Raw genomic sequence first — 15,003 nt, forward strand, 5'->3', positions numbered from 1 at the left:
ACCGCACCATCTCGCCCGGGGGCCCATTGACCTTCACGCCGTGGCTCCCGGCTCGGGTGCAACCTTGAACAAATTTGCCGTCTTCCAAAATAACCACTTTGCCGTTACCGTGAACACCTGTACACATAAACCACAGGAGAGCGGCATGACCACCCCGGTACCCCGAGGCAAGGCACCCAGGCGCTGGCTGACGCGGCTGTCCGCGATCAGCGACATGTTCGCGTTCCCGCTGCGCACCTCCCACTACGTGGAGCTGGTGAACCCGCTGTGGACCACCCACCGCATGCACGCCCGGGTGGTGGACGTGTGGGACGAGACCCGCGACGCCCGCACCGTGACCCTGAAGCCCGGCGCCAACTGGCGGCTGCACCGGCCCGGCCAGCATATCCGCGTGGGCATTCCGGTGGACGGCCGCCACTACACCCGCACTTATACCATTTCCTCGCCGCCGGAACGCGACGATGGCTGCTTCACCATTACCGTCAAGAAGATCGACGGCGGGCGGCTGTCCCACCACATCGTGCGCAATCTGAAGGTGGGCGATTTCATTCCGGTGGGGCTGCCCCAGGGCGAGTTCTATCTGCCGGACGCCTCGCCGGTGCAACCGTTGTTCATCACCGCCGGCAGCGGCATCACCCCGGCGATGAGCATGGTGCGCAGCCTGATCGCCCAGGAGCGGCTGCCGGACACGGTGCATATCCATTACGCGCCCCATGAGTTCGACACCATCTTCGGCCGCGAGCTGCGCCGGCTGGATCAGGCGCAGCCGCACTACCATCTGCACGAGGTACACACCCGTCAGGCGCCGGAGGACCAGAACCACTTTACCGAGGCGCAGCTGGAGCGGCTGTGTCCGGACTGGCGCGAGCGCGACTGCTACGCCTGCGGCCCGCCGGCCCTGCTGGCCGCCCTGGAGCGCACCTGGGAAGCCGCCGGGCTGACCCAGCGCCTGCACATCGAGCGCTTTCGCGCCGACTTCGCGCCGATTCCCGACGACGCCGTGGGCGGTAAGGTGCGCTTCGCCGACAGCGACCTGGACGTGGACGCGGACGGCGAGACCAACCTGCTGCGCGTGGCCGAGGACGCCGGGCTCAACCCGCCCCACGGCTGCCGCATGGGCATTTGCCATACCTGCAACACCACGCTCCGATCCGGCTGCGTACGCGACCTGCGCAGCGGCGACTTCATCAACGAACCCGGCGCCATCGTGCAAGTGTGCGTGTGCGCGGCCGCCGGGGACTGCGAACTGGCACTTTAGGGAGAACGTCATGAGCACGAAACGACCCTTGCCGGTGGACCTCACCGACGAACAGATCGACGAGTTCGGTCGCGAGATGGACGCCATCTACCACGAAACCCTGGAATCCCGGGGCGAGAAGGACCGGCTCTACATCCTGCGGCTGATCCGCACCCAACGCAGCATGGCACTGCTGGGCCGGCTGGTGATCTACGCCAGCCTGTTCCTGCTGCCCGCCTGGGGCCACGCCCTGGCCGGCTGGCCGTCCACGCTGATCGTCATGGCCCTGGGCGTGATCCTGCTGGGCCTGGCCAAGATCCTGGAGAACATGGAAATCGCCCACAACGTGCTGCACGCCCAGTGGGACTGGATGAAGGACCCGGAGATCCAGTCCAATACCTGGGAGTGGGACACCATGAGCCCCTCGGACCGCTGGATGCACTCCCACAATGTGGTGCACCACACCTGGACCAATGTGCTGGAAAAGGATCTGGACGTGGGCTACGGCATCATGCGCGTGACCCCGCACCAGCCCTGGAAGCCCGCTTACCTGCTGCAGCCGGTGTACTTCGTGCTGCTGATGCTGCTGTTCGAGGAAGGCGTGGCGCTGCACGAGCAGGCGCTGATCGACGTGGCCGAGCGCAAGAAAAAGCCCAAGGAAATCCTGCCGCTGATGAAGCACATCGGCCGCAAGGTGTGGGGCCAGGTGCGCAAGGACTACATCATGTGGCCGGGCCTGGCCGCCCTGGTGGCGCTGCCGATTTCCCTGGTGGTGCCGGAGTCGCCGCTGACCGTGTTCCTGCTGGTGGCGGCGGCCAACGCGGTGGCCAACATCATGCGCAATATCTGGGCGTTCACGATCATCTTCTGCGGGCACTTCCCCGCCGGCGTTTATCACTTCACCCAGGAGCAAACCGAAGGGGAATCCCGTGGCCAGTGGTACCTGCGGCAACTGCTGGGCTCCGCCAACATCACCGGCGGCCCGCTGTTCCATGTGATGTCCGGCAACCTGAGCCACCAGATCGAGCACCACCTGTTCCCGGACCTGTGCAGCAACCGCTATCCGGAAGTGGCGCCCAGGGTGAAAGCCCTGGCGGACCGCTACGGCCTGCCCTACAACTCCGCGCCCATGTGGCGGCAGTTCGGCACCACCTGGCTGAACAACCTGCGGCTGGCCCTCCCCGGCGGCACCACACCGCCGGAACCGGCGCGGGCCTGAGGGCCCGCCCGGCGGCGGCTTTCCCCTGGATGACAGCAGTGATAGCATTGCTGTCATCCATTGAGGAGAACGCCGATGAGCACTCTGACCGTCCGCAATCTCGATGACGACCTGAAGCAGCGCCTGCGGCTGGAAGCCGCCCGGAACGGGCATTCCATGGAGGAGGAAGCGCGCCGGATCCTGCGCCGGGCCCTGAGCGAGCCGGCGCCGGAACAGGGCCTGGGCAGCCGCATCCGTGACCGCTTCGCCGCCTACGACGGCCAGGAGCTGGAGCTGCCCGAGCGCCGCGACCCGCCGCGTCCGGCGGACCTGGAACCGTGATCGTCCTCGACACCAATGTGCTCTCCGAACTGATGCGCCCGGCGCCGAACCCGGTGGTGGTGCACTGGCTGGACCGGCAACCGGCCCGGGACGTGGCCACCACCAGCATCACCGTGGCGGAGATTCTGTACGGCATCGAGCGGCTGCCCGCCGGCCGCCGGCAACGCACCCTGGCGATGCTCGCCGCCGAACTGTTCGATCAGGAATTCAGCGGACGCCTGCTGACCTTCGACGCCCTGGCCGCCAGCCACTACGCGCAGAAGATGGCCGAAGCGGAACGCAACGGCACCCCGGTGAGCATGGCCGACGGCCAGATCGCCGCCCTCTGCCACACCCACGGCGCCACCCTGGCGACCCGCAACACCAAAGACTTCGAGCCTCTTGGCATTCCCTTGATCAACCCCTGGATCTCGTAACACCGCTTCTACAAACGGGTGGCAGTGGCCAGGTCCTCATGTTCGAAGGCGCTTTCCATGCGCTTGATTTCAGCAGCGGGAGCGCCCCTCTTTCTCGCCGCATCACGCCACCCCTTGCAGGCTTTGGCCACTTCCCGAATGCACGCATCCGCTTCCGCCGGTTTGAGGGAAAATTGGTCCGCCACGGAGCGCAGCAGTTCGATGGAGCAGGTGCCGTCATCCAGATCGATGTTGGTGGCCAATACGCGGGCTTTCATATCCTGGGGCGTGGGGTTGAGGTCATAGGCCGGCGACAGGGACCAGCCGGCACCGCCTTGCCACAAGAATCCGTGATTGCGCAGATGATCGTCCACGTTGGAAACCAGGATGGAAAACGCCACTCGCCGGAACAGTTCCTGGCGATCCTCGCGGGCGCTGGCCCCTTGCTCGGCAATCGCATCGACGATCTCCAGATAGCTGCCCCGTTCGCCATCCCGGTGCTCGGTCATCGACATGGCCGACAGGAAAGGAATCCGCTCATCGCCGTCGCGGTCGAATCGGCGGGACAACAACACAGGCCGCCCGGCCACTTCATGCAATTCGTGGTCAGCCGCGCGGATCCCCGCCCGCGCCGCGAGATCCAGGGCGATGGCTTCCCAGCGTTCCAGGGAATACTCGTCGGTTTCCTTGGGGAATTCGGCGATCGCCAGCCGGCCGTGCTGATCGACCACCGACGCCTTGGGGCGGGCGCCCCCCAGCGAAGAGCCGGGCGCGAAGATCATGCGCAGGTCTTCATCGGTCTCGTCACCGCGAACGATCCGCTCCGAAGCTCCGAGCAAATCTCCCAATGCAAGCAGGTCCGGCACGCCCCGGGATTGAGGCGCCTGAAAGACCTCATCGCCTTCCCACCGAAAGCGCAGCGCGCCAAGCCGGGTCAGGTCCGAGACACCGAGCAGAAAGTCGGTCTCGTGAAGGGGGCGCACCGCCCGGCCTTCCCGTTCCGCCGCGCGCCGTTCCCGGCGGCGCATCAGCATGCGGCCCCAAGTGTCCGGCGCGGAATCGCCCAGGGTGCCGAACATTTCCGCGCCCGCCGGCGGGCGGAACAGGCCCGGCCCCACCGGCAGCGCCGGGTCCATGGAAAAGCGGTCGTCCGCCGCCAACCATTCCGGCGCGTACTCGAAGGTCACCGTTTCCCGGCCCCGGCTGGCATGGCGGCGCAACAGGCCAACGCGACGATGCCGGCGCCGCCAATCCAGAAACACTTCGACGTTACTCATCCCGGTCCACCCTCGGGCGCGGCGATGAGGCCCGCTGGCGCAGCGATTCCCGGCTGATCTCAAGCCCTTGGGGGTCCTCGGCGCTGTCGGCCAGGTCCGCCAGCCGGGGCAGCATGCCCAGGGCCTGCAGCACACCGGCCAGAATCGCGACGCTCACCGCCGTGTCCCCCTTCTCCAAACGGGTCAGAGTGGCGCGGGAAGTCGCGGCCCGCTCGGCCACGATTTCCATGGAAAGGTTACGGCGCAGGCGCGCTTCGCGGATATCCTCGCCCAGTTTCCGCAAGGCTCGGCGGGCCGCCGGAGAGGGACGATATGGAGCAGGCATAATGTAATCTTCGTGAGTCATTAAGCCATTTAATGTCTCATGAAGATTACATTGAATCAAGAAAGAGGGGCACCCCGGGGGTGATGTCACTCCCGGGGTCCCGCCGGGGATGGATCAGAACCGGCCCAGGTCCATGACCTTGGCCCAGGCGGCCACGAAGTCCTTCACGAACTTGGCTTCGGCGTCGTCGGCGCCGTACACCTCGGAGAGGGCACGGAGCTGGGAGTTGGCGCCGAAGATCAGGTCGAGCCGGGTGGCGGTCCACTTGAGCTGGCCGGTGGACCGGTCGCGGCCTTCGAACAGGTAGTCGTCGTCCTCGGACATCGGTGCCCAGGCGATGCTCATGTCCACCACGGTTTTGAAGAAGTCGTTGCTTAGCGTTTCCGGGCGGTCGGTGAAGACGCCGTGCTCGGAACCGTCGTAGTTGGCGTTGAGCGCGCGCATCCCGGCCACCAGCACGGTCAGTTCCGGGGCGGTGACGGTGAGCAGCTGGGCGCGGTCGATCATCAGATGCTCCGCGTCCACCGTGGCTTTCGCCTTGCGATAGTTGCGCATGGCGTCCACGAACGGCTCCAGGTACTTGAAGGAATCCACATCGGTCTGTTCCAGGGACGCGTCGGTGCGGCCCGGGGTGAACGGCACGGAAACCTTGTGGCCGCCCTTCTCCGCGGCTTTCTCCACCGCCGCCGCGCCGGCCAGCACGATCAGGTCCGCCAGCGACACTTTCTTGCCACCGGAAGCGGCGCCATTGAACTCCGTCCGGATGCCTTCCAGCGCCTTCAGCACCTTGTCCAGATTATTGGGATCGTTCACCGCCCAGTCCTTCTGGGGCGCCAGCCGCACCCGGGCGCCGTTGGACCCGCCGCGCATGTCGGACCCGCGATAGCTGGAGGCGGAGGCCCAGGCGGCTTTCACCAGATCCGCAATGGACAGGCCACTGTCCAGGATTTTCGCCTTGAGGGCGGCGATGTCCTGGTCGTCGATCAGGGCGTGGTCCACCTTGGGCACCGGGTCCTGCCAGATCAGCTCTTCCTTGGGTACTTCCGGGCCCAGGTAACGCTCGATGGGGCCCATGTCCCGGTGAGTGAGCTTGTACCAGGCGCGGGCGAAGGCATCGGCGAATTCCGCCGGGTTCTCGTAAAAGCGCCGGGAGATTTTCTCGTAGGCCGGGTCGAAGCGCAGCGACAGGTCGGTGGTGAGCATGGTGGGCTTGCGCTTTTTGCTCTTGTCGTGGGCGTAGGGGATGTCCGCCGGCGCATCCTTGGCCACCCACTGGTAGGCGCCCGCCGGGCTCTTCTCCAGCTCCCATTCGTGGCCGAACAGGTTCTCGAAAAACAGGTGGCTCCATTGGGTCGGTTTTTGTGTCCACGTCACTTCCGGGCCACCGGTGATGGTGTCATCGCCGAAACCGCTGCCGTGGCGGCTGTGCCAGCCCAGCCCCATGGACTCGATGGGCGACGCTTCCGGCTCCGGCCCGATCAGACCCGGGTCGCCGGCGCCGTGGGTTTTGCCGAAGGTGTGGCCGCCGGCGATCAGGGCCACGGTCTCTTCATCGTCCATGGCCATGCGGCCGAAGGTTTCGCGGATATCGTGGGCCGCTTTCAGCGGGTCCGGCTCGCCTTCCGGGCCTTCCGGGTTCACGTAGATCAGCCCCATGGTGGTGGCACCCAGCGGGTCCTCCAGGTCGCGTTCGCCGGAGTAGCGCTTGTCGGTGCCCAGCCAGTCGCTTTCCTCGCCCCAATAGATGTCGGTCTCGGGCTCGTACAGGTCCTCGCGGCCGCCGGCGAAACCGAAGGTTTTGAACCCCATGGATTCCAGCGCCACGTTGCCCGTGAGCACGATCAGATCGGCCCAGGAGATTTTGTTGCCGTATTTTTTCTTGATCGGCCACAGCAGCCGCCGCGCCTTATCCAGGTTGACGTTGTCCGGCCAGCTGTTGAGCGGCGCGAAGCGCTGGGTGCCGGTGCCGGCGCCGCCCCGGCCATCGCCCAGCCGGTAGGTGCCGGCACTGTGCCAGGCCATGCGGATAAACAGCGGGCCGTAATGGCCGAAGTCCGCCGGCCACCAGTCCTGGGAATCGGTCATCAGGTCGGTCAGGTCTTTCTTCAGCGCCGCCAGGTCCAGGCTCTTGAACGCCTCGGCGTAGTTGAAGTCCGCGCCCATGGGGCTGGTCACCGGCGCGTGCTGGTGCAGGATGTCGAGGCGCAGCTGGTTGGGCCACCAATCCTGATTGGTGGTGCCGCCGCCGGCGGTCTGATGAAAGGGGCATTTGCTCTCGGTCATGATTATTCTCCCTGTTTGACGGCCAGTGGAAGGACGGCCAGGCCCTACAAGAAGTAACCTTTTGCTCCCTATCGATCCAATACAGGCTATCAACGAAAGTGATAGCTTTTGTCAGTGGCTGTTGCTTGACGTAAATACCAACGTAAACAGCGCACTGGGGAAGGTAAAATCCGTCGCCACCCGCTGGACACCTCCAGGCCCACGCGCCCATGCTCATTCTCCCGGTGGTCAGCGAGACGGAACTCATGCGGCGCATCGCCCTGATTGGTGCGGGACCGACCAGCCTCTATACCCTGGCAACGCTGATCCACGGCGAGGCCCCTCTTTGCATCACCCTGTTCGAGGAAGGTGACCAGGCCGGCGTGGGCATGCCCTACGACGAGCACGCCAACCACCGGGCCATGCTCGCCAATATCGCCAGCATCGAAATCCCGCCGCTAACGCAAAGTTATCTCGACTGGCTGCGCGCGCAATCCTCCGGTTTTCTCGCCGATTACGGCGTGGACAAGGCCGGCCTGCATGACCGGCAGTTTCTGCCCCGGGTATTGCTCGGGCATTACTTCCGCGACCAGTGCCTGGCGCTGGTGCGGGCCGGCCGGCAGCGTGGCCACCGGATCACCGTGGAGGAACGATGCCGGGTGCTGGATCTGGCCGCCGATTCCGATGGCCTGCGTCTGTGGACCGATCGCCACGGGGCGCCTTTGGCGTTTGATCGCGCGGTGATCGCCACCGGCCATGTGTGGCCGTCGCCGGCATCCGGCAACCGGGCCTACTTTCCCAGCCCCTGGACCGGCCTGATCGACGCCGACCTGCCCGCCGCCCCGGTGGGCATACTGGGCACCTCCCTCAGTGGCATCGACGCGGCCCTGGCGGTGGCGGTGCAGCACGGTCACTTCGAGGAGCAGCCGGACCACCCCGAGCACAGCCTGCGGTTCCGGCTGCGCCCGGGCAGTGACGACCTGCGCATCACCTTGATGTCGCGGACCGGCCTGCTGCCGGAAGCGGACTTCTACTGCCCGATCCCCCACCAACCGCTGCAGGTGGCCACCGAGGCCCGTCTGGACCGGGAAATTGAAGCCGGCGCCGACGGGCTGCTGGACCGGGCCTTCGACCTGATGATCCAGGAACTGCGGCGGCAGGACCCGGCCTGGAGCGCGCGCCTGGGGCTGGAGGAGCAGAACGCGGACACCTTCGCGGGCGCGTATTTCGAGGAGCGGGCACGGCGCAATCCGTTCCACTGGGCGCGCCACAATCTGGAGGAAGTGGAACGCAACAAACGGGCCCGGCACACGGTGCCCTGGCGCTACGCGCTGTTGCGGTTGCATGAGGTGATGGAGCCCATCGCGCCCCATTTGACGGAAGCGGACCGCCAGCGGTTCGACGCCGGCCTGCGCAAGGTCTTTGTGGACAACTACGCGGCGGTGCCGCCGGAGTCGATCCGCCGTCTGCTGGCCCTGCGCGCCGCCGGCGTGCTCGACCTGCGGGCCCTGGGCGCCGACTACCGGATGGAGGTGGGCAATGACCACACCCGGCTGATCGCCGACCACGGCGAGTACCGCTTCGCCGTGGTGATCAACGCCCGCGGCCAGAAACCGAAGGACCTGAACGACCTGCCGCTGCCGAGCCTGCGGCGGCAGTTGCTCGACCACGGCGGCCCGCTGCCGCTCCTGGCGGAGGATTACAGCCTGCGGGTACCGGCCATCGGCGGCCACCGCATCGCACTGGCGGCGCTGCCGTTTCTGATGCACCACCGACCCTTCGTGCAGGGCATCGAAGTCTGTGCGGAGATCGGCACCGCCGTGGGCCGCTCGCTGATCGAGACGCCGCTAGTTCAGCATCCCCTGTGACAGGCCGTACCAGATCGCCGAAATGATCAGGCCACCCACATAGCAATTGATCACCACCGCGTACTTCGGCAACTGGAAAAAGCCGAAGTGATCCTTGACGTTGCGCAGAAAGAAACTGCCCACCAGCACCGTGCCGATCAGAATCCCCAGGGGAAAGGAGCGGTGCATAAAGGCCGGCACCAGGGCAAAGGCGAAACCGCCGTAGAGCAGCAGCGCGCCCAACAGGTCGGTTTTCCAAAGGTGAAAATCGTCGTGCTGTTGCATGAACTCCACACTCACAAACAGGAAAGGGCCTCCGGCGCCGCCGGATTGTGTCACCATACAGACCGGTCTACGAATTTTCGATGGAGTGCGTCATGGGAGCCCGCCCCAAGCACCGGGACAATCTGGTCCACACCGCCGCCCGCCTGTTCCGCCAGCGCGGCTACGCGGCCACCGGCGTCAACGACATCCTCAAGGAGGCCGGAGCGCCCAAAGGCTCCTTCTACCACTACTTTCCCGGCGGCAAGGAAGAACTGGGCGCGGCGGCCATCCGCCACGCCGGCGCCCTGGTCACCGGCACCCTGGAGCGGCTGGCCCTCGCCCACGGCAGCCCCGGCGATACCCTGCGCGCCTACGGCGTGCTGCTGGCGGGCTGGCTGGCCGACTCCGACTACCGCGACGGCTGTCCCCTCGCCACCACGGTGCTGGAAGTCACCCCGGCGTCCGAGCCAATCACCGCCGCCGCCGGCCAGGCCTACGCCGCCTGGCGGCGAACGCTGGCCACCCTGATCGACCCCCAGGCGCCGGACGACGCCCGTGCCCAACGCCTAGCTTCGCTGGCCATCTCGGCCCTGGAAGGGGCTCTGATCCAGGCCCGCGTGGCCCGCGACCCGGCGCCGATCCGGGACGCCTGCGAGCAAGTGGCGGCGCTGATCGATGCCAACTGAGGATGGCTTTCGCTCCAATTTTATATAGACTGGTCTACATCATATTTTGGAGCATGCCCATGACCAGCATCCCCGAAGGCTTCCAGCCCCACACCCGCAAAAGCGGTTTCACCGCCCCTTGGGAACCGATCTATCACCGTCCCCACGACAACGGCATCAGCCTGGGCCTGCGGGCCGGTGACGCCCACGCCAACAGCCGCGGCTTTGTCCACGGCGGTCTGCTCTCCGCCCTGTGCGACAACGCCATGGGATTGAGCTGCGTGCCGCACCTGGTCGACGCCAAGGGCCTGGTCACCGTCAATCTGAACCTGGATTTCCTGGGCAGCGCCCGGGTCGACCAGTGGCTGGAGTTTCGCGCCGAAGTCACCCGGGTGGGCCGCAGCCTCAGTTTCGCCAGCGCCACCGTGCTCGCCGACGGCGCCCCCTGCGCCCGCGCCACCGGCGTGTTCAAAGTGCAGCGTTAAGCCGGAGCAAGGGCATGCGCGGCACTTGATCAACCGCGTCAGGCCTCCGCTCCTTTCAAGGGGTGGCAGGGTCTATAGGTAAAAGATGGTTGAGGGATATCCCTCCTACAAAAGCGTCGACGGCCCCCTATAGTAGGATGCTCCATATCGACCGACGCAGGAGGCCACCATCATGGATGCTCGAGCCGCAGACAAACGTCCGACCCCGGACCGCGCGGAAGACCGCGCGTTCTTTCCGTCGCCGTATTCTCTTAGTCAGTTCACATCACCCAAATCGGATTTGAGTGGCGCTGACTATCCCTCTCCCTACACCGGCGGCCGCTGGAAAATCCTGGTGATCGGCGCGGACGAACGCTACCTGAGAACGGACAACGGCAGTTTCTTCTCCACCGGCAACCACCCGGTGGAAACCCTGCTGCCCATGTACCATCTGGACAAGGCCGGCTTCTCGTTCGACATGGCCACCCTGTCCGGTAACCCGGTCAAGTTCGAGCCGTGGGCAATGCCCTCCGAGGACGAGGAGGTAAAGGGGCAGTGGGCCGGCGCCACCCACCAGGACAGGAAGATGCTCACCGGGGACAGCCCCCTGGCCGGCAACGCCCTGGGTAAGCTCGCGGCGGACGCCCTGCTCAAAGAAGTCGGCGGCCGTTAATCCGCATGCACGCCAACGCTGCGATCCGAACCGCGCTCTCCATCGAAGCTAGCGACAGCCTTCAAGCCATTGAAAGCGCGGTTCGGGAATTTGCCAGGCCCTACGGCTACGACCGCTTCGTCTTGTTCTCCGCCTCTCCGACGCGGGAGGACATCGTCGAACGCATCTACTGGGTGGAAGGCGACTGGTTCAGCAACGGGGAAGCGGTGGACGCGACGACCTATGTCCGCCACTGCCCGGTTACCCGGCATATTCTGAAAACGGACAAACCGTTTTTCTGGTCCAAGATTTCAGACCGGGACGGCGCTCGCTATCGGATCGTTCGCAAGCCCAACGGGCCCGGCATTCATGGCCTGCAGGTGCCGGTGTTCGGCCCCCACGGCCTGGAAGGCGCGATCAGCCTGGGTGGAGAACGTATCGACACGGCGCCGGCGGCCCGGTTGGCCATCAGCCTGGTGGCCAGCACCGCTTTTTTCGCCGCCCGCGCCTTGTTGGAAGCGCCCAGAGCGGACACCGTTATGACGCTTTCCGCGCGGGAGAGGGAGGTGCTCACCTGGACCGCCGTGGGCCGACGCCAAACCGACATCGCCGCCACGCTGGGGCTGTCCGCCCGCACGGTGGAGAATCATTTGCGCAGCGCCCGCCGCCGGCTTGGCGTGGCCACCACCGCCCCCCGGGGAAGGGTTAGCGCCGGGCACTTCTGCGCGCGAAGGAAACCATCAGATTCTGGTAGGCGACCGGCGCCAGGCGCTGCATTTTTTCCAGTAACCAGGCGTCGGTGCCGATCAACTGCCGGCGGCGGCCCCTCGTCATGGCGCGGACGATCCGTGCGGCCGCCGCCTCGGGAGAGGTGCGCGCCAACCGCTTGAAGTCACGGGCGGCCTGGTCGACGGTCTCGAAACCCAGGCTTTCGCTGGGCGTCACCCGGCCCCCCGCGACGATGTTGGTGTCGATGCCGCCCGGATGCACACAGGTGACCCGCACCGGCGCCCGCTCAAGCCGCAGCTCTTCACTGAGTGATTCGGTGAACCCGCGCACCGCGAACTTGGACGCGTTGTAGGCGCTCGCGCCGGGCATGGCGATGATCCCGAACAGGCTGGATATATTGACGATATGGCCGTCGCCACTGGCGCGCAGATAAGGCAGAAAAGCGCGGGTGCCATGCACCACGCCCCAGAAATTGATGCCCATGATCCACTCGAAGTCATCCAGGGTCAGGTCGCCGACCGCACCGGATAACGACACGCCGGCATTATTAATAATCGCATTTACGCCACCGAAGGCGTCGTGGGTGTCTTCGGCCCAAGCGTTAACCGCGGCGTGATCCGACACATCCAACCGCGCGCTGCGAACGGACGCGCCCGCGGCCCGGCAAAGCCGCTCGGTTTCGCGCAGCCCCTCGTCACTGACATCACAGAGCGACAGCGCGACCTGGTGGCCGGCCAGCTTCACCGCCGTGGCGCGGCCTATCCCGGATGCGGCGCCCGTGATGGCGATAACCTTCCCGCTGAAGCGACTCATTATTTGCCCTCGAGATACTGCTTCTTGGCGGCCTCGACGGCTTCGCGATTGTCGTGCTGCCAGGGATGAAAGTCGTCCCGGTAGAAATCCCTGTAATCCTTCCAGGTGTCTTTGCCCAGGGTGCGCAGCAGAGTGAACAGCTCCCGCCATTTTTTAAGATCTCGCCGCTGCCCGGTACCACGGAACAAGGTCCAGGCGCTGCGAGTGTTCTTGACGACAAACTCGGCGGTGACCCACGCCATCACCCGTTTCAGATACTTCCGGTCGCCCACGGTTTGCTCGTAGACATCAAAGGCCACCGCTTTGTGCTCGGCCTCCTCGATGGCGTGCCAGGCCCAGATCGTGCGGGCCTGCGGCGACATCCTGTCGAGCATTTCCGGGTGCTTGCTCAGCAGCACGTCCGCCAGCAAGGCGGTAAAGTGTTCGGCGCAGACGGTGTGCGCCAACTGGTATTTGGCGGAGCGCTTTTTCCACTGTGTCACCGAAGCGGCCATGCGCCTCTCCACCGTATCGATATCCACGCCCCGTTGGCGCATGGCATCGTTGAAGGTGTCATGCTCTTTGGAGTGGTGGCCCTCCTGGCCAATAAAGGCGCGAATCTGAGCCCTCAGCACAGGGTCGGTGATCTGATCCTGAAACAACCGCACACTATGGATAAAATGGCTCTCGCCTTCCGGCAGTGACGCGGAAAAAGCCGTCAGGAACAGGCTGATCAGTGCATTGCCGTCAAACCAGGCCAGCGGCAACCGATCGTCATAGGACAGATCCATACGGCGCACCGGCACGCCGACCTCCTCGCCGCGCAGTCGCTTTGCCTTGGCGGGGCCTTCGCCACCTATCGGGGTAACGGCACTCTGACTGCTCATGGTCGATCTCCTGCATGGCTGCGTTAGCGTGCCGGAAAGTCTAGGCGCCCACCCGCCAGCGGCGTGAGGGACAAGCCGGACCGTTTGCTTGTCATTTGCGGCCATCAACAACTAGACTGCCTCGATACCGGCGGCAAACGAGCGCTATGAAAACAACAGAGAGCCACTGGCCGGACAACGTCTTCGTGCCCGGCGCCGTGCCCACAAGCTGGCTGTCCTATGTGGCCGACCGGCGACTCCCGCGCGATGAGATTCTCAAGCAGGCGGGGCTGGCGCAGGAGTTCGCGTCCTCGTTTTCCGCCGGCATCACCATGGAAAAGCTGCGCCGCTTACTGGAGGCCATTTACCGGCACGGCGGCGACGACCTGATGGGGTTCGATGTGGGCTGGCGCATGCCGCCCACCAGCTTCGGCAGCCTGGGCAGCGCGCTGCTCGCCAGCCCGGATGTGGGCACTGCTCTGGCGCTGCTGGAGCGGTACTGGGGGCTGGTGGTGCGCGGCGTCAAACTCAACCTGGTCAGCGAGGATCAGCTCTGCGTTCTGACATTTTTCGCTGAAGATTACCTCGTCGGCCCCATGCGTGATCTGACGGTGGATTCCATCGTCTTCAGTTTGTTCCGAGGCGCTTCCCTGCTGCTACCCGATGTGGGCCGGGGCACTCAGGTATGGCTCGACCACCCACCGCCGCGCGGCGAACATGAAGCCTTCCAGATGATCGGCACCCTGCGCTTTGATATGCCACTGGTTCAGTGCCGCTTCCCCGCCGCCCTGCTCAAAACACCGCTGCCACTGGCCAGCGCCACCGGCTACCGTCAGGCGGTACGGCAATGTGAAAACGAAGCGCGTCTTTTAAAAAGGGATCAGAACGTCAGCGCGCGGGTGCAGCAGGCGCTGGGGTACCAGGCGGGCGGTTATCCCACCCTGGACGTGATCGCTGACAGATTCGGTATGACCGCGCGCACGTTAAGGCGCAAGCTGCACGCCGAGGGCACCGCCTACTCGTCCCTGGTGGAAAAGATTCGCCTCAGGGACGCCATTAAATTGCTCGATGAGCCGGGGCTGGAAATCGCCCGCATCGCCGAACTTCTCGGCTATAGCGATGCCGCCAATTTCACCCGGGCGTTCCGGAAACAGGCGTCGATGACGCCATCCGCGTACCGCGCCACGCACCGCTAAAGCGGTTCGGCGGACTCTGTCGTGGCGGCACTCGCAGCGGCATTCCCCTAGCGGTTAAAGACGTCCTCTTCGGTAACGCCTACCGCGCCGCCAAGGCAGACGCCGCGATGTTCGGTTCCGGAATCCATAATCCCTCCTGGCCGGGTTAACGGGACCTAGCTGAAAAGCAGGAAAGCGCTCAGCGCCAGGGACGCGCCGGACACCACCAACGCGGCGGCAAGGGCGAGCCGGTATCTGGCGAAGCGGGCCTCCGACTCCCTGGCCGCCATCTCCACGCCGTCCAGGGCCTGCTGCAACTTGTCCGCCAGTACCTGAACGGATTCCGCGTTGTGGGTGGCGGCTTCCTGCAGTTCCTGGATCTGTTTGGTCACCACCGGGTCGGCCGGCCCGGTCTCGGCGTTGCGGGACGTGAAGGCGGGTATCGCGACCGTGGCGATCTGGGCCACGTAGGGCGCGACGGCTTTGATAATGGGGATCAGGGGCGCTGCCATA

16 protein-coding genes and 1 pseudogene are annotated in these 15,003 nt (G+C 65.4%); 10 read left to right on the forward strand and 7 right to left on the reverse strand.

Going from position 1 to position 15,003, the window contains the following annotated elements; translation table 11 throughout:
* Positions 1-145: 145 nt before the first annotated feature.
* The 4 genes from ACLD0W_RS03505 to ACLD0W_RS03520 all read left to right on the forward strand — a co-directional run bounded on the left by ACLD0W_RS03505 (position 146) and on the right by ACLD0W_RS03520 (position 3,193).
* Positions 146-1,258: a ferredoxin reductase gene (locus ACLD0W_RS03505; protein WP_410306117.1), complete on the forward strand. Its 1,113-nt coding sequence runs from the start codon at positions 146-148 to the stop codon at positions 1,256-1,258.
* A gap of 10 nt (positions 1,259-1,268) precedes the next feature.
* Positions 1,269-2,456, forward strand: coding sequence for a fatty acid desaturase family protein (locus ACLD0W_RS03510; protein WP_410306118.1), 1,188 nt, complete (start codon positions 1,269-1,271; stop codon positions 2,454-2,456).
* 75 nt (positions 2,457-2,531) lie between these two features.
* Complete coding sequence (locus tag ACLD0W_RS03515) at positions 2,532-2,777, forward strand: FitA-like ribbon-helix-helix domain-containing protein (protein WP_410306119.1); 246 nt, start codon at positions 2,532-2,534, stop codon at positions 2,775-2,777.
* Positions 2,774-3,193, forward strand: a complete 420-nt coding sequence (locus tag ACLD0W_RS03520) for a type II toxin-antitoxin system VapC family toxin (protein WP_410306120.1) — start codon at positions 2,774-2,776, stop codon at positions 3,191-3,193. The genes ACLD0W_RS03515 and ACLD0W_RS03520 overlap by 4 nt, the downstream gene beginning before the upstream one ends.
* 8 nt (positions 3,194-3,201) lie before the next feature.
* Here the strand turns inward: ACLD0W_RS03520 and ACLD0W_RS03525 are convergent, their stop codons facing one another.
* The 3 genes from ACLD0W_RS03525 to katG form a co-directional block, all read right to left on the reverse strand.
* Positions 3,202-4,449, reverse strand: a complete 1,248-nt coding sequence (locus tag ACLD0W_RS03525; protein ID WP_410306121.1) for a type II toxin-antitoxin system HipA family toxin — start codon at positions 4,447-4,449, stop codon at positions 3,202-3,204.
* Entirely contained in the window at positions 4,442-4,732 is a 291-nt protein-coding gene (locus tag ACLD0W_RS03530; protein WP_410306122.1) for a helix-turn-helix domain-containing protein, read from the reverse strand. Before ACLD0W_RS03530 ends, ACLD0W_RS03525 begins: the two co-directional genes overlap by 8 nt.
* 156 nt (positions 4,733-4,888) lie before the next feature.
* Positions 4,889-7,057: a catalase/peroxidase HPI gene (katG, locus tag ACLD0W_RS03535; protein WP_410306123.1), complete on the reverse strand. Its 2,169-nt coding sequence runs from the start codon at positions 7,055-7,057 to the stop codon at positions 4,889-4,891.
* Between the two features lie 209 nt (positions 7,058-7,266).
* Between katG and ACLD0W_RS03540 the strand changes: the two genes are divergently transcribed.
* Positions 7,267-8,904 (forward strand): FAD/NAD(P)-binding protein, encoded by a 1,638-nt coding sequence (locus tag ACLD0W_RS03540; RefSeq protein WP_410306124.1) that lies wholly within the window; start codon positions 7,267-7,269, stop codon positions 8,902-8,904.
* Here ACLD0W_RS03540 and ACLD0W_RS03545 read toward each other — a convergent pair.
* Entirely contained in the window at positions 8,884-9,168 is a 285-nt protein-coding gene (locus ACLD0W_RS03545; RefSeq protein ID WP_410306125.1) for a hypothetical protein, read from the reverse strand. The two genes, ACLD0W_RS03540 and ACLD0W_RS03545, sit on opposite strands and share 21 nt — an antisense overlap.
* A gap of 92 nt (positions 9,169-9,260) precedes the next feature.
* Here ACLD0W_RS03545 and ACLD0W_RS03550 point away from each other — a divergent pair, with 92 nt between their 5' ends.
* From ACLD0W_RS03550 to ACLD0W_RS03565, 4 genes and pseudogenes are all read left to right on the forward strand, one after another.
* Complete coding sequence (locus tag ACLD0W_RS03550; protein WP_410306126.1) at positions 9,261-9,833, forward strand: TetR/AcrR family transcriptional regulator; 573 nt, start codon at positions 9,261-9,263, stop codon at positions 9,831-9,833.
* A gap of 59 nt (positions 9,834-9,892) precedes the next feature.
* Positions 9,893-10,297: a PaaI family thioesterase gene (locus tag ACLD0W_RS03555; RefSeq protein WP_410306127.1), complete on the forward strand. Its 405-nt coding sequence runs from the start codon at positions 9,893-9,895 to the stop codon at positions 10,295-10,297.
* Positions 10,298-10,577: 280 nt separating this feature from the next.
* Positions 10,578-10,949 carry a hypothetical protein gene (locus ACLD0W_RS03560; RefSeq protein ID WP_410306128.1) on the forward strand — a complete coding sequence of 124 codons (372 nt, stop codon included), beginning with the start codon at positions 10,578-10,580 and terminating at the stop codon, positions 10,947-10,949.
* A 5-nt stretch (positions 10,950-10,954) separates the two neighbouring features.
* Positions 10,955-11,608, forward strand: a pseudogene (locus ACLD0W_RS03565) (PA1136 family autoinducer-binding transcriptional regulator); the annotation flags it as partial.
* 25 nt (positions 11,609-11,633) lie between these two features.
* Here the strand turns inward: ACLD0W_RS03565 and ACLD0W_RS03570 are convergent.
* Together ACLD0W_RS03570 and ACLD0W_RS03575 are read right to left on the reverse strand one after the other, a co-directional pair.
* Complete coding sequence (locus ACLD0W_RS03570; RefSeq protein WP_410306129.1) at positions 11,634-12,470, reverse strand: SDR family NAD(P)-dependent oxidoreductase; 837 nt, start codon at positions 12,468-12,470, stop codon at positions 11,634-11,636.
* Positions 12,470-13,336 carry a metal-dependent hydrolase gene (locus ACLD0W_RS03575; protein ID WP_410306130.1) on the reverse strand — a complete coding sequence of 289 codons (867 nt, stop codon included), beginning with the start codon at positions 13,334-13,336 and terminating at the stop codon, positions 12,470-12,472. The genes ACLD0W_RS03570 and ACLD0W_RS03575 overlap by 1 nt, the downstream gene beginning before the upstream one ends.
* A 146-nt stretch (positions 13,337-13,482) precedes the next feature.
* On the opposite strand from ACLD0W_RS03575, the gene ACLD0W_RS03580 reads away from it, so the two are divergent.
* Positions 13,483-14,511: an AraC family transcriptional regulator ligand-binding domain-containing protein gene (locus tag ACLD0W_RS03580; RefSeq protein ID WP_410306131.1), complete on the forward strand. Its 1,029-nt coding sequence runs from the start codon at positions 13,483-13,485 to the stop codon at positions 14,509-14,511.
* Between the two features lie 155 nt (positions 14,512-14,666).
* On the opposite strand, the gene ACLD0W_RS03585 is transcribed toward ACLD0W_RS03580, so the two are convergent.
* On the reverse strand, positions 14,667-15,002 hold the full coding sequence (locus ACLD0W_RS03585) for a hypothetical protein (RefSeq protein WP_410306132.1): 336 nt from the start codon (positions 15,000-15,002) through the stop codon (positions 14,667-14,669).
* Position 15,003: the final 1 nt, after the last annotated feature.

Source organism: Alloalcanivorax sp. C16-1, from assembly GCF_046507805.1.
GTDB lineage: Bacteria > Pseudomonadota > Gammaproteobacteria > Pseudomonadales > Alcanivoracaceae > Alloalcanivorax.